The sequence below is a fragment of the Mailhella massiliensis genome (assembly GCF_900155525.1).
In the GTDB taxonomy this organism is placed as follows: Bacteria; Desulfobacterota; Desulfovibrionia; order Desulfovibrionales; family Desulfovibrionaceae; genus Mailhella; species Mailhella massiliensis.
Genome location: NZ_LT706951.1, coordinates 141,154 through 163,764, shown reverse-complemented (window position 1 = coordinate 163,764; position 22,611 = coordinate 141,154). Strand labels below are relative to the sequence as shown.

Below are 22,611 nucleotides of genomic sequence, written 5' to 3'. Positions count from 1 at the left end.
CTCCCGCAAACACTTCCGGGGAAACGTCTGCGGGAGTTTTTGTCGCACTTGTCGCTGTTGTCGCAGCCCTCTTAGCGCGTAAATCACGCAAATTCACACTAGGCTTAAATGGCATACTCTATCCGAACTCTCCATGCCTTGCGCACCTTGCGGGGACTATCGGCGCCCTCCCAGACCTCAGCGCCACCGGGGATAACGACAAGCCAGCCATGGTCAAGAAGCGTACTGATAGCGGCTTCCACTTCCTTCTTCTCTCGCAGGGAGCTTGGACCATAACGCAGCACCTGGCGAAGAGAGGTTGTTTTGATACCGCGTGTCACATACCACTGGAGCAGCTTCTCCGCTCGCAAAATCTCCGGACTGGCCATATCGTCCAACGTAATCCTCAAAATCTCGTCGAGATACCAATCCGCCAGATTGATGCCGGCAACCATATGTTCCAGGTCAACCACGCGACAGGCAGGGGCGTGGGCCAGCGTCAGAACGCCAGCTATTCGCAGAGCCTGTTCGGCGGCTCTCTTGGCGTATCCGTTCACCGGCGCATACTCGCCTTCCGGCTGCCTTGCCGCCTCGATGTGGTCGAAGAAGCGGTCGTATTCCGCGTGGGCTTCATCGGATAAGATGAGCTCATCAAAAATAATGCCCCCGGTCTCCGAATCCCGTTTCAGAGGAACGGCAAGCAGACGCTCGCAGGCATCATAATAGACTTTCAGAGATTGCAGGTTTTCCACGCTCACCTGCGAAGAGCTTTTCATCATCGGCGCCGGCCAGGTAATGAGTTGACGGCACAAATATCCCTGCCCGGACAACAGCGAATCGGAAAACAGCTTTTCCGCAATAATTGGCTGCATCATTATGTTAGAGCAAACCCGCCTGTCAAAGAGCTTTGTTGTTCCGTCGCCATAGCGCATCTTGTCCAACGCCTTACCGGACCATACGGCGGTCAGCGCGCCTACGGTCTTTTGCGCGTTGTCCTGAGAAAACGCCGTGCCGCCAAAAAGCCTTGCACCTTCGTCCGTAAACAGTCCGACGTGCGGCTTGCCCTCGGCAAGGAATCGGTAAAGCCCTTCGATATTCGTGTCCCCTATGGTAAAAATGGGAGCAAGCGGGGCCTTCGGCTCCTCTTTCATGAGCTCTTTAAGCTCTTCCCGATAGACTTCACGGGACTGCTTCTTTCTTTTCAGTCGGTCGAGTTCCCGTTCATAGGCGGCGCGCTCGGCAAGATAGTCCTTGTACGCCCTGTCGTACGCCTCTTTTTGTTCCCTTTCATGGCGTTCAATGGGCTTCATGAATACGTTTTCAGTTTCACTCTTACCATCCCCGCTCTCGGCGACGCTCATCAGATAGAGCGACAACGGCGTGGCTGAAAAACGCCTCGTCCGCACATTGGCAATGGGCTGAGTGAGCAGGTCGAGAACCCCCAGCATGGAATTTCCAGCCATGGAGACAGGCACGTTCAACCCGCTGGACACGTCCACAAGGGCCTGCTCGAAATCGAGGAAACACTCCGTAGGATATGGCGCCTGTTCCTTCGGCGGACGACGCAACGGCAGGGGCGGCTCGTCTTCGCTCACAACAGAAGCCGCGTTTTTGTTCGGCGTGTTTCGAGGATGTTCCATGCCCTTGCGTTTTGCGCTGGCGATGGTTTTGAGTGTCTCACTCTGGGAGAGTCCGCACTTCTCGGCAGCTCGTTCAAGCCCGGCCTGTACGTCATCCTCCCGAAGCTCACCACCGGCTACAAACTCCCAAAGACGCAGAGCGCAAACGTTCAGAGTTGCGTTTCTCTCCCCCTCCGGGGCCGTTTCAACGGCGGCCAGTTCACGCTGGAACGCGGCCAGAGCATAAGGCGTGGACACTCCACAGAAAGAACGTTTTTCGCCTCTTGGTCTGTCCGTCCAATCCGAGGTGTTCAGAGCCTCCACAAGCCACTGAGGCGCGTCTTCCACCGCTCGCAGTTCTTCCACAGCGTAAGTACCGCCGCCCACAATTTTAGAAGGCGGCGCGATAATGTAGCCTGTATCTGCCCGCACATCGACGCCGGGAAGCCAGCCGTTCTTGCTCGGCACGGATACGCCCGCAGGACGCTTGAAATAGTAGTGAAGCCCGCCGGACTGCGTCCTCACCGTAAACGTCTTGGGAATGCCGCCATGGGCGGCGCACACTTCCGCGAAACTGGCCGTGCCGTCCACGCCATTCTTGCTATCCAAATCGATCACCAGCAATCCACTGGGGCCAGTCGATACGCCTATAAGCGCATTGGGCCAGCGTCTCCACCACTCGCGGACAGCAGCCTCACCTGTCGTGGCTTCCTTGAAGCCGGAACCGATATAAGGAGCCTTCGCCTTGAAACGTTCCTGGCCATCTTCATCAAGAACCGTTTGTTCTCGGCATGGAAAAACGTGCCAGCCGCGCATGATATAATCCAGAGCCTGAGTCAGAAGTTTGTTATCCGTCATCAGCGCACCTCCACCATCTGCTGGAGGTTCACGCCGTGGGCGGCAAGCTCTTCATCTTGCCCGTTGCAGAAAGCCAGTACGGCCACGGTGAAAAGAACCGTCAGCCCCACAAGGCACGTCCCCAGCCTGAGCAGTTTGTCCTCGGAAAAACGGAAAGCGTTAAACATTGTCTTCCTCCGCGCTATGACACAGCTCCGGGTCATCAAACTTGCCAGCGAGGGGGAATTGGTACGCTCCGGACGCAATGTCTAACTTGTCATTCAGAAGTTCGAAGCACTGAAACAGTCCGTACGCGGTCCGCTTGTTCAGCGCATCCGAGAGCGCCATTGCTTCGGTTGCATCTTGCAGGAACCGCGCCAACGAACGAGCACTTTCCAAGGCATCCGAGCGGCTGAAATGGGTAAGACTGGAGGGGAGAGAACGGGGAGAAACTCGGCGATTCACAGAAGAATCAGACATGATGGACCTCACGAAGTTTGGGAGTTTAAACAAAAAGAGGCGAGAAACTACGCTCCCCGGCCTTCGTGAAGCCGCCGGGCCCTCGCGGAATCCCGGACGTAGTTTCTCGCCAACATGTGCAAGCCTGCCGATGGATACACCGGCGGCATGATAGGCAGAATATACGACAAGACTTTTTCCCGTCCTCGGGAGACAGGAAAGGCGCTTGTGACGCCTCACGAAGTTTGGGGTCTTCACTGTGCCCCACGCGCGGTCCGAAGTCAAGGAATTACTCATCCACGGCCTCCTCGAACGAGGCGCAGACCTCGCTATAGGGGCGCAGTTTCTCCCCCTTGAGCTCGCAGAATCGACGCGTGCGGCCGGACTCCAACAGGACGGCCCTGAACCACTGACATTGCTCACAAACAGGCTTCAGCTTTCCGAAAAGCGGCGAAATCCTCATCTGGACGCCTCCGCGCAAGCCCTGGGCTCGACGACGTGGTCGGCAAGGAATGCCTGCAGGTCTTCCGACCGATAACGAATGCTCCTGCCTATTCTGATGAAACGCGGCGGCTGCCTTTTCCAGCGGCGATTTTGCAAGGTAGCGGTGGACCAGCCGAGAATCTTCCCAGCTTCAGCTTCGGTGAGAAGACGTTCCATGCAATAAGCCTCCGTAGTTTGATTTTCTATCAATTGCTACGGAGGCTAGCTTGTTTTCTAATCTGAGGCCCTGATTAGGAAAAATGAAATCCTAATTAGGATTTATATATCGGTATGTTTTCCATTTCATTGAGCTTTATTTTTATAGTATCTTCATTCGGGCCTTCATCGCCATAAAGGTCTTCTATTCTTCTCGCAAGTTTTCCTGCAAGCCCACGCTCTATAGGCTGTTTGCGCTCATCAAGGCAGGCTCGCATTATTTTTAAAAGAGTCTTACGCTCTCTTGAGCCTAAACTCTTTTCTACCACTCCATCCGACTGGGTAGTTTTTTTCAATTCCTCCATCTCGGCCCTAAGTTTGGCGTTTTCAGCCTCTAGGTCAGAGATACGCGAAAGTAAAGTTTTCACATCTAAATCAATCTGTTCGGTTTTATTCCTTTCTTTCTCTTCTCTTATTTTTAAATCAAGATCTCTCACTTCGATCCAATCATACTTTGCAGTAACAATATTATTACCTTCCGTAAACACAGGCATTATAATATCATTATATTTATTTAAATATTCACTAAATATTCTTGGTCCGATTTGAAAAAAATCCATTACTTCTTCGCCAGTATAAAAAGAATTCTTTGGCCTTCCAAGAATTTGAGGAGGTCTATCAACATAAAAATTTCCATCTGACCCCTGATATATTCTTACAGCCATATTTGCCCTCCCTTTTCAGGCATTTCCCTTATGTATCCCCGGCAGGCGGTAAGGGTTCCGCTTTTCAGCGTGGGTAGCTAGTCCACACCTAGCCGGGGAAAGATATTACGCAGGCTGCACGACAAGCGGCTGAATCTGCATCCAGCTTCCCTTCTCCTGCCGTGCGTTCCAGAGGTCCACGGCCCGCTGAAGGTTCAGCCACAAATCCGGCGTGGTGTTCAGGGCCATGGACAGACGCAGCGCCATGTCCACCGTGACTGGAGCGCGCCCGTTGACAAGGGCGGACACCGTCTTGCGGGATACCCCTATGCGTTCGGCAAAGTCGGTAATCGTCACGTCCAGCGGTTCCAGATACATTTCCTTCAGCACTTCGCCCGGCATGGACGGCTTTCTTGTACGTTCCATATATTTCTCCATCAGTGATAGTCCTGGTAGTCCACGATATAGGCATCGCCGTTTTCAAAGCGGTAGGTTATGCGCCAGTTCCCGGACACCGTCACCGACCACAACCCCGCAAGATTCCCTTTCAGCATGTGCAGGCGAGAACCGGGAAAGTTCATATCCTGAGCTTCCGCCGCACTGTCGAGCATATCGAGAATCATCCCCAGCCGACGGGCGTGTTTGGCCTGAATCCCCTTTGTGTTCCCTGTCCGGAAAAAGAGTTCCAAGCCTTTATGAGCGAATGTTTTTATCATGTCTCAAATGTAACCGATAAGGTTACACTAGTCAATACGTTTATTCATTTCAGGGATTGCAGGTAATTTAGGAGTAAGTGGCATTGCTGAAATGTCGCACTTGTCGCGATTGTCGCAGCCTGCTTAATCGCTTTTTCTATAGGGCACGTCCACCGTACCCAGCTCAGCAGTCTCCCTGAGAGCTTCATCAAAGTAGGCCACATATCGCTGAGTCATGGCCGGTGATTCATGGGTAAGCAAACTTTGGAGCCTGAGCGCGTCCACCTTGCCCGTTGAAGCTATGCGCGTGGCAAACTCATGCCTCAACCCATGTATGGGGCGGAAGTCCACAGGAAGCCCGGCGGCCTTCTTTACCCTCTCCGCCGTATGCCTGAATGATTCCCTATGCCCGCCGTTCTCTCCGGGAAAAAGATATTCGCTATCTCCTCTGGGCAGGCTCCTTATCACTTCCACTACCTGAGAATTAAGCGGAACACGGCTCACACGTTCTTTCTTCGCTGTTTCCGCCCGGAGCAGCATCACCCCATGTTCAAGGTCTATATCGTCCCAGCGTAGGGCCAGCGCAGCGCTCTTTCTGATTCCCGTGAGAAGGATGATTTTCAAATAGGCAACGCCCACCCTGTCCGGGTCTGCATCCAAAGCGTGCCAATAGGCCGCAAGCTGAGCGGCTTCCATGTGTTCCGTTACGGTGTTATCGAACTCCGGCATCTCAAAAGAGAGAGCTTCCGGCCATCGATAAAGGCCCTGTCTCTTGGCGTAGTACAGAACACGGCGAACAAGTCCCAAAGCATGGGCCACAGTTTGAGGACTCAGCGTTTCGGCCGCCCCAGCTCTGGGCCGTTCACGTTTACGCGCCAAAAGTTCCAGCTTCAACCTCGTCATGGTTCGCGAGGTAAGCTCGGCCGGGTTCTTGTCCAGAATAGAATCCAGATATCGGAGAAGGCTTATATCATTTTTGCGCGTACGCCGCTCATTTTCGGAATCATAAATGTTCCATAGCCCTCGGAAAGTAAGCCGTTCCACACCGAGGCGTTTGTCTCTCTTAACTTTCTCTCGTGCAGCAATATTTCCCAGCTCCCGGCCTTCCATTCGTGCTGCCCGTATCATGTTGGCCTTGGCCGCGGTCATCCCCTCACTGGAACGTCCTACAGGCTCAAAGTGTTGCTTTCTGTCCGGCGTCCTGTACTTGATATAAAATATCGAATCCTGGCTTTTCCCCCCTGCTCTTCCTTGAACGGTTCGGAAGATGACGCCGGGATACTTCGTCGGCATATAAACTCTGCCCTTACCAGACTCCTTTTCGTTGCTCATGGAAATTTCACCCCTGAACCGTATCACACGCGTATCACACCATGTATCACAGGGTAGGCAAAAAACGGTAGAAAACGGAAGAAATTGCTATAGGTTGAAAATATTGATTTTTTCGTGTTATTAGAAACTTATAGGTAGTATATAGAACTCGGTAGAAAAGGCAATCTTGGGCCTCCTAAGCAGTAGGCCGCGTGTTCGACTCACGCCGGGGACACCATAAATTTCAGAGGCTGCCGCGTTTGCGGCAGTCTTTTTTTCAGCTCGAGCATTTTGTATCCCGGTGGCATGCAGGCACACATGCTGCCGGAGCATTCTTCCACCAATGCATATAAAAAAGCCGCCCCGTATGGAGCGGCCGAAGAAGCGTCTTTCCCTTTCAATCATGTTCTTCATGATGGGCGGCATAGGCATTCATGAGAATATCGATATGCCTGTCAAAAACGACGGATTCGGAATGATTTTTCTCTATCGTTCGGCGGGCGTTTCTTCTCACGATCTCAAAATCCTTTGCATGATCGAGCACATGGCAGATTTTTTTCAGCTGTGCTTCTCCATCGCCTTCGGGCATGGAAATCATATTTTCTCCATCTCTGAGCAACCCGCTCTCTTTTGCCTCCAGGGGCATCATAAGCAGGGTTTCGCAGCTCATGGATTCCAGCATTTCCTGCAAGGGGGGATGGATAGGCTCTGGAAACATATGGATGGTCGTAGAACACAGGAGCTTGTGATAGGCAATACTATCAAGCCCTTCCGCCAGGAAAAGCCGCTCCCTCAGTTCCGCCGGAAGCGCGGAGCATATTCCCTCCCATTGAGTTTTTGCCGCCCCTTTACCAAAGGTAAGCGCCACCAGACAGCCAGGACGATGAATCAGCAGGCCCAGAATTACCTGCGTCACCTGTCTGGAGCTGCCGCCCCCCCCTTTCATGTGTATGGTAACGAGTTCTTTTTCTCCCTCAAAGTGAAGAGAAGGAAAAAAATACGACAGCTCGCGCGGGCGGGGAGAAAAAAACTCCGTATCCACATAAACGGGCCAGACATGAATGATGGGCTGAAGCAGGCTGGGAAAACAGCTTTTCTGCGCTTCCGAACGCACGAAATAAAGATCGCTCTGAGCCGCCAGAGAACGCTGCAGATCCATCACGGCCTGAAATTTCAGGATATCCTCGGGACTGTCCTTTTTTCCCCGGAATCCATTGAAATAGGAAACGATAAAGGCATCAGGAAAAGCATGACGGAGAAAAAGGGCCGGGCCATCAAAAAACGAAACCAGTATGACATCGGGAATGAAGCCGGAATCTCGTATATGAATAAAGGTCTGCAAGGCCTGCTTGCCCAGATGAAACATCTTTTCCCATTCGGCAAGAAAGACATCCCTGCTCTGAACCATACGCCCGCGATCCCGGTTGAGATTCAGCCGGGCATGAATAACCCCTTTCGAAGTTTCTCCCTGTCGTGGACGAAAGGAAAGAAACATGACCTTGTTTGCAGGATCGGAGGCCAGGCGTGAAGGCATGCTGCCGAATCTTCCCGGATAATTATCATTGCAGAACAGAAAGCGCATCAACACCTCGCAGCATATTTACATGCATTGTCAATCCGCAGTTTTTGCAGATATGACTTGCGAAAATATATATGTTAAACAAATGGTTACGAGAAGTATTCTCTGTTGTGGCGTACACCGCCGGCGTTATGGAGCGGAAAGTTCCACATAAAATAAGCCATGCCTGACACACAAATCGCCTGCCGGAATCCTGGCAAGGCCATCCGGCTTTCCTTCAACTCTGGCAGAACAACACTCTTTCGCGGAAGCTAAAACGACGTTTCCTACCGGAGTCGGTTTGTTTAACCGAAAAATTAAAAAAGGGCCGGAAGAACATTCTCCCGACCCTGCCCATGCCTTATTCCGGCATGGTAATGCTGTCGAGCGGCTCGCTGTCGTGAGGCGTCACCTTAAGCATGTCGGTATTGACTCCAAGGTCGGGCAGAAGGTCTCCCGCAAGGGCCTTCATGCGGTAGGCTGCAATGAGAGTGTTGCCGAGCGCCGTAGCCGCTTCCGTGGAAGAGTTGAACAGTTCGTTTTCCGCGTCCAGCACGTCGAGCAGACTGCGCTGACCGAGCACGAACTGCTCTTCGTAGGCGCTGCGCGTAGTCTTGTTGTATTCTATGGCTTCGCGGTAATGCTCAAGCTGCTTCTGCGCGGAAAGGAACTGCGTCCAGCTTTCCTCCACGTTGAGCTTGAGATCGTCCATGTAATCATAAAGCACCTGACGGCTCTGGCGGATACGGGCCGCGGCGGCCTTGCTTTCCGCCACGTCCGCGCCGCTGTTGAACAGGTTCCAGCGTACCACGGCGGCCACGCCCACTTCCGCGGTCCACAGTTCGCTCTTGCCGTCGCGGTCGGAATACGAAGGCCCGGCCTCAAGGCTGAGCGTAGGGCTGTAGGCGGAACGCACCTGTTCCCGAACGGCCGTTGCGGCCTTCACGTCTTCCAGATACGCGGCAACCTTGGGATTGCCCTTGCGGGCGGCCTTGAGCACTTCCTCCGCATCCTTGAACATCTTGCCGGGCATGTTCACGGGGCCGAGGTTCATGGCGGAGTGCCCGGTAAGGCGGGTATAGGTGTCTTCGCCTATGCGCAGGGAAGCCTGCGCCTCGGTAAGCGTGGAGCGTGCGCGGGAAAGACGGCTCTGCGCCTGCGAAACGTCGGCCATGGTATCCACCCCCTGAGCCTCACGTTCCCGGGCCTTGGCAAGAATATCCTCATGGCTCGCCACATTTTCCTGGGCAAGCTTGTAAATCTGCTGACGCCGCAGCACATCCACATGAGCAATGATGGCATCGAGCGCAAGAGAATTGGCGTTATCCAGCACGCGGTGATCGAGAGAACGGTAGGTGGCCTCAGCCTCGCGTACGCGGCCCCTGGTAAGCCAGCCGTCCCACAAAGGCTGAGTAACCAGCAGCGAAGCGGAAGAATACGGGGCAACATCGTTATACCCGTAGGACCGGGTCGTGCTGTCGCTGAGCTTGCCGAAGCCGCCGCGGGCGGTAAGATCCACCCTCGGTCCGTATCCGGCCCTGGCGCGATCCACCTCATGGCCGGCGGCACTGCGGTTTTCCTGAATGGCCTTGAGGGAGTTGTTGGTTCTCAGCATGGACTCGATGGATTCCTTCAGGGGAATAGCGTCGCTGTCCGCAGCATATACCGGCGAAGCACAAAGCAGCGCTCCGAGGCAGCCCATAACAAACAGAGAAGGAAGACTTTTCATATAATAACCCGATGTTTCATGTTGCGTAAAAGAAAAAATGAACCCTGACCATCCGGGAAAATTCGGACTTCCCGACCGGTAATTTTCATCATGTTTTTACACAATTTCTGCAGGCAGCAGCCGGAATCGAGCCGCCCCTTGCAACACCTTATTGAAAACAATAAATTCAAAAGCAAGCTATATCAATATATTATATTACCCTCCCACCTCTCTGAAACAGAGTTCTACGGCAAAATGTTCCCATAGGCCATAATGATAAACTTCAACATGATAAAAGAACATACTCCCTTTGATATATAAAGACAAGGAGGGGGACCGGCCCCGCAAAGTACGTTGCCGGCCCCCGCTGCTACCGGTTAGCCACCGTTGGAGTTGTTGAGAATGAAGACCTGCGTCTGTGCATCGGCATCCGCCGTCGTAGAAGTAGCGGACGGAAGATTCGTTTCCAGTGTAAGATCGACATCGTTCTGGCCGATATAGTCGAAGGTTCCGGTTTCGCTGTTCTGCTTCCACTTGGTCGGATCCAGAGTCAGCGTGTTGTCCGCAGCATTGATCGTGACGCCGTAATCCCGGGCCAGCTGATCCATGCTGGTCAGACTGAGCGCATCCTTTCCGGTGATGAGCACTTCCACACCATGGACAATGGGGCCGGTCTCCGCCGTACCTTTGCCGCTGAGGAGGGAATCCATAGTCAGATCACCGTCATGCACCATGATGTCTATGCCGGAACCACCATCCACCAGGTAGTCGTTCTTATCGTACACGATGATGTCGTTGCCGGAGCCCGCAAAGACTATATCTCGACCTTCACCTCCATCAAAATAGTCGTCACCATCAAGACCAAGCAGCACATCATCGCCACCTCCACCGAAAAGCATATCATTCCCGTCCACACCGGACTGATCCGATTCGGTAAGATTAGCATTTTCCAGTGACTCCAGGCGGCTACTCCATTCTTGCAGATTTCCGGCATTCACTTGCGCCGCAAAGGCATCCACAATATCTTGTGTCTCGACAGATTGAATACCCAACATATCGGAAAGAATATCAACTGTATCAGAGTCGCTTCTGCTGTTGGAGCCGTCACCTATGAGCAGGTCATCGCCGCCCTGTCCGAACAGAACATCATTTCCCGTACCGCCGAGCAAAGCGTCGGGCTGATCGGGAGCTTCCATATCCCTGTTCACAACAAGCTGAGCCTGAATCTCCCGGGCATGCTCTTGCACATATTCCATCACATCGGCAGTGCTGGGAGTAAAGCCAAGCTTAGCACTCACATAGGCAGCAAGTGACACTTCTTTCCCATCCAACTGCATCATGGCCGCATCACCAAACAACACATCATTTCCCGCATTAGCGAAAATATTATCAGCAGCGGGCTCATTGGAGGTAATACTTTCCAGGGCCTGATACAAATCTGAAGCATCATCCACCATAATGGGTTGCTTGTCGGAATCATACGTTTTCAAAGTCTGTTCCAAATTTGAGTCGGATCCGATACCTACGGCATGAATATCGGAAATACCGTCAAGTCGATTAAAAGCATCTGTTTGCTCCCTTCCTGTAGATACGTTAGGCTCTCCATCCGTAATAAAATACACCTGATTTTTGATAGAATTTCCGCTTCCTTGCTGTGAAAGCCATGTATATGCCTCATTAAATGTATCCGTATAGTTTGTACTTCCTCCACTTCGTACCCGGTTATCATTAATCTGACTTTTCAAGACAGCGATATTTTCTTCTGTTAATTCCATTGGCTTTTTTGCACGAGCTTGACTATCAAAGTCAATAAATAAAATATTAACCGTAGAATTTGTCTTTTGCGATTGTTCGAGAAGGCTTTCCAAAAAACCGCAAAGAGCCTCTTTTGCATTTCTTATGTCACTTGAAGACATACTTCCCGATGTATCAAGCGCAAGAACAATATTATTAACATAACCTTCAGTCATTGTAGAAGTCGATCCCTGAATCAGATCGTCCCCTTCTGACCCGGCACTAGTACTGGCCGAAACATTGACCGTTACCGAAGCCGTATTCTCAGCACCATGATAATCCTCAATAGTATAGTTGAATCTGATGGATTCGCTGTTACTGCCGGAATTGGTTATTTTAATGGTTCCCGTTTCCCAGTCGATGGAGATTTTCGTTGTACCGGAATAATCTATACCTGAGCAGTCGTCTCCCGCAGTGTAGGTTTTATCTCCAATTGTGATGGAAGTAATCTCCAATCCATCTTCGTGCAAGGATGCACTGTCATCATCTTTGTCGTTTTCCAACAACTGGTCAAAGGTGATAGTCAGACTGGCCTCGGGGTTTTCCGTAGATTCCAGTTTTTCAGAAATGATGACATTGTCCGGCGTAAAGATGTCCGCCGTATGATCTACCTCAACGGTAATATCGTTATTGCCGATTTTCTCCAGATCGCCTTCAATGGCCAGCCCACCATTAACTATCAAATCAATCCCATCCGCACTGCTACCAACTATGGCATCCCCATGTACATAAAGGAAGCTGTTAATAGTAGTGTCGCTGGATGCAATCAGATTGCCGGTCACGATGGTTACACAATTAAGCGGTCCATCCAGTTTTGAGGTATCGAGATCTCCCTTGATGTAAAGCAACAAGTTGTTGTCAGCAGCGTACTTCGCAGCCGCATCCAAATCTCCGTTGCCATCGAACACGTAGATATGCGAGGCATCAGCAAGCTGATCTATAGTCAGATTATTGCCGCCAAGGTCAATGAAGACTTCACCAAAAATATCTTTACCTTTTCCATCAGTAATCGTGGCAATCCCTTCTTCTGGCACGCCATCTTTCCAGTGAACATCTTCATCCGTAAGATCGGACTCACCGCCCACAGTAATCATACTGCCGGGAAGCATAGCACTGGCAGAAGCAGAAACCGTGCTGGAGCCTTCCACTTCCTTATAGATGGTATATGTATCATCCGCAGCATCGGGGGCGTCGTTCGTCACCTCAATGATGATATTCTCCACCGCCGTATCCAAATCGCCGTCCGAGACAGATACGTTCAGCGTGCCTGTAAAGCCCTCGCCCACCGTGGTGGAGTCATATTCCACCTTGTATTCATACTGAGTGTTGCCGGAAGTGTCCGTCTCTCCCTGTACGACCGTTACCGTGTAACCGTCTCCCTGATAAACGTAGGTGGGCTCGGTCAGCGTCTCTGTATGAGTCCAAGTGTAGACTGGCTCGGACTCGGAGACCTGAGGCTCTCCACTTGCACTCCAAGAGACATCCCACACAAACCGTTCCTGTTGCTGGACAATCGTCTCGACATACGTTTCCGTGATGACATATCCATCGTCAGTGATATAAGTCCTGGTCACTTCCGTCGTTGTTGTAACATCACGGCAGACCATAAGGAAGCCACCATCGTACTCGTTTCCCTCCGTTGTCTGCGGCTTTCCGCGCTCCTCCGTCGGCGTCACCCCGTCAACAGAAACATCCTCCGGCAAACCTTCACCAGAAGTAATTATCGTGTTTTTCAGACTCAAGGTATACGAGTTTCCATGTCCATCCGTATAGCTGAATGTCGTACTCTCGCTGCCGTCCGCACCATAGTTGACGGTGAACTCGCCGGAAACAGCACCGGTCGCAGTATCCGCCGCATGGGTGGGCTCGGGATTTGTTGCGGTGATGACAGGACCGTCGTCGTGCACTTCCACGGTGATCGTACCCTGAACGGCTCTGTCGCCCGTGGCGTCCTCAACGTCCACCGTGATCGTACCCTGCAGTGCGTCCTCATAATAATTGCTGCTGTCGGCATCCTCGTGCGGCTGATTTCCCTGGAGGGCGTAACTGTAGTTCACCGTCCAGCTGCCTCCGGGCTCAGTCTGCGTCGCTCCGGTCACCTTCACTTCGACGCCGTTCACCGTAATCGTCGACAGTTCTGTCGCAGTGAAGGGCTTGCCTTCCTCGACCGACAGGACGATGCTCTGACCTTCATACCCAAGCGTAATCGTGCCGTCTTCACCGTTCAGATTCACCGTGAACGATCCGCTGCCGAAAGTGCCGTGGTCCGTATGCTGGCCGGAACCGCTCTCAAGCGCCCCTTCGTCCACCATGATGTTGGCTTCACCCGGTTCAGGAGTAGCCACCGTCACCTCGGGCGTACGAGTATCGCCAGAAATCGTGATCGTCAGCGTCGCTTCCGACGTATCACCGTCCGTATCCGTGATGGTATAGGTAAAGGTTTCCGTAACGGTCGAGCCCTTCGGCACGTCCACGCCGGAGTCCAGCTTATAGGTATAAGTGCCGTCCGCGTTCAGCGTCAGCTCGCCATGCTGGCCCTTCACAGGCTGACCCAGCGTACCGCCTTCGATGGACGTCACCGTCTTGTCCGCGGGGGCGTCCGCGCCGAACACGTCGTTCATGAGCACGTTTTCACCGCTGCCGCCCGCCTGCGCCTGCACTTCCGTAAGCGTGACGTTGTCGGCCTTAGCCACAGGACCATCGTCATGCACTTCCACCGTGAGCGTACCACTTGCTTTATCGCCCGTGGCGTCCGTCACGCTGATGGCAATCTCGCCCGTCAGCTCGTCCGTATGGTAGTCACCGGTGCTGGGAGTTGTATGCTGCTGGTCGTCACTGAACGCGTAGTTATAGCTCACCGTCCACTTGCCGTCCATACCCAACGTCGCTCCGGTCACCGTCACGGCAACGCCGTTCACCGTCACCACGCTGCCCCTCACATCGGCGCTGTCGCCGGTAACGGTCACCTTCCAGCCGCTTTCACCGCCCACGGTAATCACACCGTCTTCGCCGTTCAGCTGCACCGTAAACGATCCGCTGCCGGAAACGCCGTGTTCCGTATGCTGACCAGAACCGCCGGTAAGCGAGCCTTCGTCCACCATGATGTTGGCTTCACCGGCGGCAGGGTCCTTCACCGTCACCACAGGCACGTTTGCATCGCCCGTAATATTGATGGTCAGCGTCGTTTCCGACGTATCGCCGTCCGCATCCGTAATGGTATAGGTAAACTCTTCCGTCCAGGTCGTATCCTTCGGCACGTTCATACCGGGATTCAGCTGATAGGTGTAGCTGCCGTCCGCATTCAACGTCAGCTTGCCGTAAGCACCTTCCAGCGCGCTGCCGACCGTACCTTCCGTATTGCCGTGCTTGACGGAGGTTACCGCCTGTTCGGCGGCGCCGTCCGCACCGAATTTATCGTTGTCCAGTACGTTGCCGCCCGCTGTTCCAGACTGTGCCACGAACTCCGTAAAAGAAATATTGTCTGCGCTGGCCGTCGGCACGTCGTCCACAACCTTCACGGTGATGGTGCTGTCGACCTCAGTCCCGTCCATATCCGTTACCGTCACGGTAAGGTCGTGGGAGATGTCGTCCTTGCCGGAAGCACCGTGTTCCGTGGTGCTGCCCGTAAGCTCATACTTGAACTTCAGCTCGCCCGTGACAGTGTCGAAGCCCGTCACCTTCAGAACGCCTTCATCCGTGGAAACCGTGCTGCCCGTGAGCGCGCCGTCTTCATACACGGTCACGCCGCCGATGACGATGGAGACCACGCCGTCAGGCGCGCTGATGGTCAGCGAACCGGAGGCAGAGGTAGGCGCTTCGGGCTGACCGGCCTGAGAACCGTCCGCAAGACCGGATTCGTACACCGTCACTTCATCCGAACCCGCAGAAGGATTTGTAGGTTCGATGACGATGCCGTTGTCCACACCGTTGATGGTGATGGTTACGGAACCCGTGGCAATATCGCCGTCCGCGTCCGTATAGGTGTAGGTGAACTCTTCCGTCAGCGTTTCGCCGTCCGTCAGTTCCTTCACCACCGTATTGTCGTTGTCGAGTCTGTAGCTGTAGGTACCGTCGGCATTCAGAGTGATTTCGCCGTACCGGCCGGACTGGTTCGCATCCCACGCAAAATCGGCGCCGTCCGCACCGGCCACGGCGCCTTCAAGCGCGTCGCCCGCAACGCCGGCCTCCCCTTCCGTCACTTCATGCGAGAAGCTTTCGATGGAAGGAACGTCGTCGGTAATCACCACGCTCACCACGCCGGAACCCGTGGAACCGTCGGTATCCGTTACCGTGACCACAAGGTCATGAGATATCTGATCGTTGCCCTCGCTGCTGTGTTCCTGCGTGGACTGAGTGAGATGATAGGTATAGTCCAGCCGTCCGGTGGAGGCATCGAACCCCGTCACTTCCAGATAGCCTTCATCCGTAGGAACGACTGCGCCGGTAAGAGCACCGTTGAACACCACGACGCCGTCGATGACGATGGAAGCAACACCATCGGGAGCATTGATGCTCATATAGCCGGAGGCGGAAGCAGAAGCCCCCTGTTCTCCGCGCAGACCGGCTTCCTGCACCGAAAGAATGTCGCGATCGGCAACGGCGCCGGTTCCGCCGCCCTGAGGATCGCCGGGAGTGACGAACACCGGATAGTTGATATCGCCCGTGCCCGCCGCACCGTCCGTATCGGGATTCACGTCACCGCCGGGCCAGCCGATATCCAGCCCGCCCAGGCGATCCAGCCCGTCCAGCAGGTCGGCGTTCACATAGTCATGAAAACGGTTGCCGTTCCCCTGCCCGTCCGCTCTGGCGGGACCGGCGGCAGGCATGAGGTCGGGCTCGTTCATGGCCATGAAGAAATCCTCACCCGCGATCTCTGCGCCGTCCACCTCAAAGGAGGGCATGTTTTCCTTGGAATAGGCGGTATAGAAATTCTCGAGCTGAAGAGTACTGCCGTCTTCAAAGGTGAAGACAAGGTGATCGCCGGAACGGGACAGCGTGGCATCACCGGTGGAAAAATCGAAGATGAAGCGGGCATCCGGATCACAGACGATATTCTGGGAAGTTCCGGCGGCAGGCTTGGCAAGGCGTATGTCGGCCATGATGATCTCCTGAAAAAAACGGGAAAAGTGAAAAAAGGAGATGAAAAGAAAACATAATCAACGCGCAAAAGCCCTACATCGGCATACGGCCGATGCAGGGCTTACTCAGGCGGAAGAAAGGAAAAAGGCTTGCGCGAAGAAGCAAACGGAAGAGAACATAAAAAAATCCTGCTTAATCAAATGGTTGCTTACACATGAAAGGCGGCATGCCGCCTTACGACAGGCAAGTTCCAATACCAGCAGGAACATCTCGGCCAAATACCAGTATGGCCATGGGTTTGATAATAGGAAATTTTCCTGCTAAGTCAAGAAAAAACTGTTCCGCCCTACTCTCCCATACATTCAAAGGCATGGAGAGGTCACGGCAGACGTCCCTTTCGGGCGCGGCCGCGCCCTCCGGTATGCCGCTCTTGTGATGTTTTCCGTATCGTCTTCTTCGAAGGACGCCGGGTATGCAGGCATTGTCTTTCCCATGTTTTCCTTTGCCCTTGCGGGGCACCCCGCCGGGAGAAAGACCGGGCAGAAAGGGCAAAAAGCCCCCTTGCCCGCATGTTTTCCACCGGATATAGTACGCAGGGCGTCATCGCCCTTTGCCGCAGGCACGACACGCATCTTTTCCGGCTCCCCGCCCGTATTGCGGCAGATCCACGCTCTGTTTCCGGTAAAAACAATGCCTTCCACTCTTGATTTTCTCACTCTGCCCCACGGTTCTCTGTACTGGAACCCGGAGCTTGTTGCCCGCTGGACGGAAGCGGCCGGCCGTTCGGGAAGACCCGACCCTTTCAGCTGTACGCCTGCCTGGCAGCTTGCCTTTCACGATGCCTTCTATCCTTCGCGCCGCCTGCTGATTCAGGAAGAAGAGGAAAACATCATGGCTTTTGCGGAAATGACTCTGGCCGACGCAAGGCCCATCTTCGTACCGCTGGAAGCGCACTGGATTTCCGGCTGCCCGCTTCTCGGCCCGGATGCGGAAGAACTGCTTATCCGCGCCATGAATCTTTTTCTCCGCAGTCCGGGTTCTCTTCCGCCCGCATTTCTCATAAGCGGCCTGGAAACAGGCAACGCTCTTCTCCCGGGGCTTTACCGGAAAACAGGCCGATACTGCCGCTTTCTTGAACAGCCCTGTTCCCTGCAGCGGAGCGCCTCACTGGCAGGAGGAATGGACGGCTACCTTTCCCGGCGTTCGGCAAACTTCCGTGCCAAGCTGAAAAAGGCGCATAAGAAGGCCCTTGCACAGGGGATTGCGTTTGAACGCCATATCCCCGCCGCACCGGAGGAAGCCGACAAGCTCTACCTTCGTATGCTGGCTGTGGAGGAACAGAGCTGGAAGGGGCTGGAACATTGCGGCATGGCGGAATCCCCCTCCCGGGAATTCTATCACGCCATGATACGCCGCCTCTCTCTGTACGGCGGTGCGCGCGTCATGTTCGCCACCTATGAAGGCAGAGACATAGGCTTTATTTTCGGAGGTCTGGCCGGAACATGCTACCGCGGTCAGCAGTTCAGCTATGCGGCGGACTGGAAGGCCTTTTCCATAGGCGACCTGCTTCAGCGGGAACAGATTCTCTGGCTTTGCGAGGAAGGCGTGCTGCGATACGACATGGGCATGAGCGATCACCCTTCCATGGCCTACAAGCGCCACTGGGCGGAGCAGGAACAGACGCTGCAGGCTTTCCTTCTGATTCCCGGAAGAGTATGACGCAGAGCCCCCGCAAACATACGGACATGCCCTGCTCACCCCAGAGGACGGTGAACAGGGCATGCCGTGCTGCACTTCCGGGGCGCAGCTGTGCCGCAGAACGCTTTTCTGCAGAAAAATACACGTTGGAAAAGATGTTGTGCCTTTTTTAGAATATTCCGCCGGAAAGACACCTTACGGGAACGGGGCGCGGCTTCGGAAGCAGGAAAATCAGTTCTTGGCCTCGACAGGGCGCAGACGCGCCCCGTCGTATTCCATGCGGATATCGTCCGAACCGAAAAGTTCGTGCGCGGAACGACCAGCCAGCCTTCTCTGCATTTCCATGAGAACGGCATATTCATAGGCGCGGGCCATTTTCGCGCTGCCTCCGTGCCCCTCGATGGAAGCCATGGCAAGCTGCGTCTGTTCCCAGAGGCTCATCAGCTCCTGATCGGGAAGAAACTCCAGTTCGGCAAGCACGGAAACTTCGCCCAGCTCGAACGGAGAGGCGGAAAGAACGGGAACCATGGCAAGCCTCCTGACAGATATGAACATCGACCACGGCGTATGATTCATGCGCCGCTTTTGCGACACACCGGCGCGGCCCGGAAGACCGATGACGGAAATCCCTGGAAGAATAGGAATGGTTAAGGAAGAAGCCCGGCGCTAGCTTCCGGGCTTCTTTTAGAAGAGGCAGCTCGACTGCCCTTTATCTAAACTCCCCGTAAGGAGAGATTTACCGTACCGTTATGGGGATCCACCGGCGGCAGATTCAAATTTGGATATTTTTTATACTCTCTTTTTTTTTCACAGGCAAGCAGTTTTTTAGACACCTGCACGCCCACGACTTCACGCAAAAATATCTTTCCCGGCAGAGGCAGCGAAAAGCGGAATCTGCAGGGCGGACCCCATGCAGGAAGCCGGCAGGTACGATGCCCGCCCCTTGACAGAAAACGCCGCGGCATTAAAACTACAGAAAATCTCAGGGCGGGGTGCAAGTCCCCACCGGCGGTGAACCCGACAGGGCAGCCCGCGGGCGCGTTTTCAAGGGAAAAGGCGCAGATCCGGTGAAAATCCGGGGCCGACGGTAACAGTCCGGAAGAAAGAGCATGGATCTCAGTATTCTGAAGCACTCTCCTCTCTCCTAGCGCCTCTTGCGGCCCTGATGTAGACATCTCCAGGGAGTTTGTCATGCGTCAGTCATCTTCTCTTTGCTCCATCGAACAGGCCATCGACGACATCAAAAACGGCAGGATGATCGTTCTTGTGGATGATGACGACCGCGAATGCAGCGGTCATCTGGTCATGGCGGCCGAGCGCGTGAGCGCCGAGGCCGTGAACTTCATGGCGCGCCATGCCTGCGGGCTGGTCTGCCTGACGCTTTCGCCGGAGCTGGCCGACAAGCTGGAACTTCCCCTCATGCCCGCAAGCACTCCCGGGCACGGTTGCGCCTTCACCGTATCCATTGAGGCGCGCGAAGGCGTGACCACCGGCATTTCCGCCGCCGACCGCGCCGTGACCATACAGACCGCCGTAGCCGACGGAGCCGGACCGGAAGACATCGTCACCCCCGGACACGTCTTCCCCCTGCGTGCAAGAAAGGGCGGCGTGCTCACCCGCGTGGGCATTGCCGAGGGCAGCGTGGATCTTGCCCTGTTTGCCGGGATGAAGGGCGCCGCAGCCGTTTGCGAAATTCTGAAGGAAGACGGCTCCGTGGCCCGCATGGACGACCTTGAGGCCTTCGCTGCGGCCCACAACCTGCATATTGCTGCCATAAGCGATATCATCCGCTACCATATACGCTACGGCAAGCTTGCCGTGCGCCGCGTATCGGAAGCCAGGATGCCCACCAAGTACGGCACCTTCCGCATCATTGCCTATGAAAGCGACGCTTCTTCCGACACGCATATCGCACTGGTGAAGGGTGACGTGGACGAAAAGAACGATCCTTCTCCCGTGCTGGTGCGCGTGCACAGCGAATGCCTCACCGGCGACGCCTTCGGTTCCCTGCGCTGCGACTGCGGCAATCAGCTTGCGGCCGCCCTCATGCAGATTGAAAAGGAAGGCCGCGGCGCGCTGCTCTACATGCGGCAGGAAGGGCGCGGCATAGGCCTTGCCAACAAAATACGCGCCTACGCCCTGCAGGAACAGGGGTACGACACGGTGGAGGCCAACATCAAGCTCGGCTTTGCTCCCGATCTGCGCGACTATGGGGCGGGCGCGCAGATACTGCGCGATCTCGGTATAAGCCGCCTGCGCCTCATGACCAACAATCCCCGCAAAATCGTGGGACTGGAAGGCTACGGGCTGGAAATTGCGGAACGCGTGCCTCTGGAAATAGGCCTGTGCGCCACCAATGAACACTACATGCGCACCAAGCAGGAAAAAATGGGGCATATCCTCCATTTCAGCAAGAAAAAATAACCGTGCGCAGCGATGTATTCCGGGGAAGGCGGCACGTCCCGCCTCTCTCCGGCAGACGCCGCATTCTCTCCTCGCGGGGAGAATGCGGTCCGTCTTTAACATGCAACCTTTCTCGGAAAACCTATGGACATTCTGGCCCTCAACGACAACGCCTGGGAAGAGAAGGTACGGCAAAAGAACCCTTGGACAGTACCTGTAGACAGTGAAACCATTGCCCGCGCCCGGCGGGGCGACTGGAGCATCGTGCTCACCGCATCGCGCCCGGCGCCCGCTGCGTGGTTTCCCCCGATAAAGGGAAAAAGCATTCTGTGCCTCGCTTCCGGCGGAGGACAGCAGGGACCCGTGCTGGCGGCAGCCGGAGCCGACGTGACGGTGCTCGACCTTTCCGAAAAGCAGCTGGAACAGGACAGGGCCGTGGCCCGGCGTGAAGGCCTGAACATACGCACCGTGCGCTCTTCCATGACGGACCTTGGCATGTTCGGCGCCGAAAGCTTCGATATCATCATACATCCCGTATCGAACGTGTATGTTCCCCATATTCAGCCCGTATGGAACGAAGCCTTCCGCGTGCTGAAAAAGGGCGGCGTGCTCATGAGCGGATTCATGAATCCGACGTTCTACCTGTTCGACTGGGAACTCCAGGACAAGGGTATCCTCCAGGCAAAATATCCCCTGCCCTATTCCGACCTCGATTACCGGAGCACGGAAGAGCTGGCGCAGAACAATGAAGCGGCGGAATTCGGCCACACGCTGGAAGAACAGCTTCAGGGACAGATGGCGGCAGGCTTCGTGCTCACCGGCCTCTATGAGGATACCTTCGGCGGAGAACGTCTGGCGGACAGGTTCTTCCCCTCCTTCATCGCCACACGGGCCGTCAAGCCGTAGTCAGATAACAGAAAAGCCGCTTTCGGACGCTTCGAAGGCGGCTTTTTCTTTCAACATGCCTTCCGGCGGAGCCGTGCCCTGCACGGACGCGCGTCAGCGCCTGCCCGACTGAGAGAGGAAAAGTCCCGCCAGCGTCAGTACCGTACCCGAAGCGGAAAGCAGGGTGAGCCTTTCGTCCAGAACAACGACGGAAACTGCCACGGTGATGACCGGCACAAGATAAATGTACAAACTTGCGCGCACCGTTCCCAGAGAACGCACGGCCATATTCCAGGTGGTGAAGCACATGGCCGAGGCCACCAGACCGAGAAAAAGCAGGTTGGCGAAATTCACAGGCTGAAACAGGCGGTCCATCTCCCAGGAGAATCCGAAAAATCCCATGAACGGCAGCATGAACAGTATGCCCCAGCCGAAGGTGACACGGGTGATCTGTATGGGGTTGCAGCCCCACATGCCCATGATGCGCGTCAGGCAGGCATAAAACGCCCAGACAAAGGCCGCGCTTACGGCGAGGACATCGCCCAGCGGATTCAGAGAAAGCCGTGCCCCGTTGAAGGATATGAGGCAGATACCCGTCATGGCCACAAGAAAACCGAGATAAAAGCTCAGTCCGAGCCGTTCCTCCCCGCGAAGCACGAAACGGGCCACCAGCGCGGTGAACAGCGGCGTGGCCGTGAGTATGACGGCCACGTTGGAAGCCATGGTGTGGGCAAGGGCGATATTCTCCAGAAGATAATAAAGACATATGCCGGTAAGCCCCGCGGCAGCCGTAACGAGACGGCGGCGCATCGTCATGCCCGGCAGGGGACCGGGACAGGCCGCATACAGCGCACAGAAGGCCATGGCAAAACGAAGGAAAAGGATTTCCACCGGCTGAAAGTCCGCAAGCAGCACCTTGGTGCTCACAAAGGTGACGCCCCAGACGAAGACGGTGAAAAAGGCCAGAGCATGGCCGGAAAACGCACGCGAAACATTCATGGCAAAGCTCGTCCGGTTCTGTGAGAAAAAAGTCCCGGCACGCACGGCAGGCATGACGGAACCAGCCTGTCGGCACTATGCCGGAAAAACAAAACGGCTCTTCCCCTGAGACGGCGGAGGCCGGGGGCAACAGCACAAGAGTCACCTGAGCCTTCCGCCGTATGCCGGGGATGCGGATTCTGCCTCCGGTACGGTACAGGGGACATAACGGCAGAAAAACGGCGGCGACTCCGTTGCGGAGAAA

Annotated in this window: 16 protein-coding genes, 1 pseudogene and 1 riboswitch; of the genes and pseudogenes, 3 read left to right on the top strand and 14 right to left on the bottom strand. The window is 54.9% G+C overall.

Annotated elements, in window-relative coordinates:
* Window positions 1-104 precede the first annotated feature (104 nt).
* The 12 genes and pseudogenes from CZ345_RS06200 to CZ345_RS06160 form a co-directional block, all read right to left on the bottom strand.
* Window positions 105-2,456: a DUF3987 domain-containing protein gene (locus CZ345_RS06200; RefSeq protein ID WP_077072316.1), complete on the bottom strand. Its 2,352-nt coding sequence runs from the start codon at window positions 2,454-2,456 to the stop codon at window positions 105-107.
* On the bottom strand, window positions 2,456-2,623 hold the full coding sequence (locus tag CZ345_RS16870) for a hypothetical protein (protein WP_154674804.1): 168 nt from the start codon (window positions 2,621-2,623) through the stop codon (window positions 2,456-2,458). Before CZ345_RS16870 ends, CZ345_RS06200 begins: the two co-directional genes overlap by 1 nt.
* On the bottom strand, window positions 2,616-2,915 hold the full coding sequence (locus CZ345_RS16555) for a hypothetical protein (protein ID WP_144277267.1): 300 nt from the start codon (window positions 2,913-2,915) through the stop codon (window positions 2,616-2,618). Before CZ345_RS16555 ends, CZ345_RS16870 begins: the two co-directional genes overlap by 8 nt.
* A 438-nt stretch (window positions 2,916-3,353) precedes the next feature.
* A complete protein-coding gene (locus CZ345_RS06195) occupies window positions 3,354-3,554 on the bottom strand; it encodes a helix-turn-helix transcriptional regulator (protein WP_077072315.1) in 201 nt (66 codons plus the stop codon).
* 95 nt (window positions 3,555-3,649) lie between these two features.
* The gene (locus tag CZ345_RS06190) at window positions 3,650-4,258 is read right to left on the bottom strand and encodes a hypothetical protein (RefSeq protein ID WP_144277266.1); all 609 of its coding nucleotides are present in this window, start codon (window positions 4,256-4,258) and stop codon (window positions 3,650-3,652) included.
* A gap of 105 nt (window positions 4,259-4,363) precedes the next feature.
* Entirely contained in the window at window positions 4,364-4,663 is a 300-nt protein-coding gene (locus CZ345_RS06185) for a HigA family addiction module antitoxin (protein WP_077072984.1), read from the bottom strand.
* A gap of 11 nt (window positions 4,664-4,674) precedes the next feature.
* Complete coding sequence (locus CZ345_RS06180; protein ID WP_077072313.1) at window positions 4,675-4,953, bottom strand: type II toxin-antitoxin system RelE/ParE family toxin; 279 nt, start codon at window positions 4,951-4,953, stop codon at window positions 4,675-4,677.
* A 123-nt stretch (window positions 4,954-5,076) separates the two neighbouring features.
* Window positions 5,077-6,264: a tyrosine-type recombinase/integrase gene (locus CZ345_RS06175; protein WP_083717178.1), complete on the bottom strand. Its 1,188-nt coding sequence runs from the start codon at window positions 6,262-6,264 to the stop codon at window positions 5,077-5,079.
* Between the two features lie 376 nt (window positions 6,265-6,640).
* On the bottom strand, window positions 6,641-7,285 hold the full coding sequence (locus CZ345_RS17385) for a glycosyltransferase family protein (RefSeq protein ID WP_239446629.1): 645 nt from the start codon (window positions 7,283-7,285) through the stop codon (window positions 6,641-6,643).
* A gap of 48 nt (window positions 7,286-7,333) precedes the next feature.
* Window positions 7,334-7,738 (bottom strand): annotated as a pseudogene (locus CZ345_RS17695) (hypothetical protein); the annotation flags it as partial.
* A gap of 424 nt (window positions 7,739-8,162) precedes the next feature.
* Window positions 8,163-9,530, bottom strand: a complete 1,368-nt coding sequence (locus CZ345_RS06165; protein ID WP_077072310.1) for a TolC family outer membrane protein — start codon at window positions 9,528-9,530, stop codon at window positions 8,163-8,165.
* Between the two features lie 356 nt (window positions 9,531-9,886).
* The gene (locus CZ345_RS06160) at window positions 9,887-16,402 is read right to left on the bottom strand and encodes a VCBS domain-containing protein (protein ID WP_077072309.1); all 6,516 of its coding nucleotides are present in this window, start codon (window positions 16,400-16,402) and stop codon (window positions 9,887-9,889) included.
* A 670-nt stretch (window positions 16,403-17,072) separates the two neighbouring features.
* Here CZ345_RS06160 and CZ345_RS06155 point away from each other — a divergent pair.
* The gene (locus tag CZ345_RS06155) at window positions 17,073-18,101 is read left to right on the top strand and encodes a GNAT family N-acetyltransferase (protein WP_077072308.1); all 1,029 of its coding nucleotides are present in this window, start codon (window positions 17,073-17,075) and stop codon (window positions 18,099-18,101) included.
* Between the two features lie 210 nt (window positions 18,102-18,311).
* Here the strand turns inward: CZ345_RS06155 and CZ345_RS06150 are convergent, their stop codons facing one another.
* Entirely contained in the window at window positions 18,312-18,608 is a 297-nt protein-coding gene (locus CZ345_RS06150; RefSeq protein ID WP_077072307.1) for a hypothetical protein, read from the bottom strand.
* 446 nt (window positions 18,609-19,054) lie between these two features.
* Window positions 19,055-19,195: riboswitch (FMN riboswitch) on the top strand.
* Window positions 19,196-19,271: 76 nt separating this feature from the next.
* On the opposite strand from CZ345_RS06150, the gene ribA reads away from it, so the two are divergent.
* Window positions 19,272-20,504: a GTP cyclohydrolase II gene (gene ribA / locus CZ345_RS06140; RefSeq protein ID WP_077072305.1), complete on the top strand. Its 1,233-nt coding sequence runs from the start codon at window positions 19,272-19,274 to the stop codon at window positions 20,502-20,504.
* 123 nt (window positions 20,505-20,627) lie between these two features.
* A complete protein-coding gene (locus CZ345_RS06135; protein WP_077072304.1) occupies window positions 20,628-21,389 on the top strand; it encodes a class I SAM-dependent methyltransferase in 762 nt (253 codons plus the stop codon).
* A 93-nt stretch (window positions 21,390-21,482) separates the two neighbouring features.
* Here CZ345_RS06135 and CZ345_RS06130 read toward each other — a convergent pair whose 3' ends face one another.
* On the bottom strand, window positions 21,483-22,367 hold the full coding sequence (locus tag CZ345_RS06130; RefSeq protein ID WP_077072983.1) for a DMT family transporter: 885 nt from the start codon (window positions 22,365-22,367) through the stop codon (window positions 21,483-21,485).
* Between the last annotated feature and the right edge of the window lie 244 nt (window positions 22,368-22,611).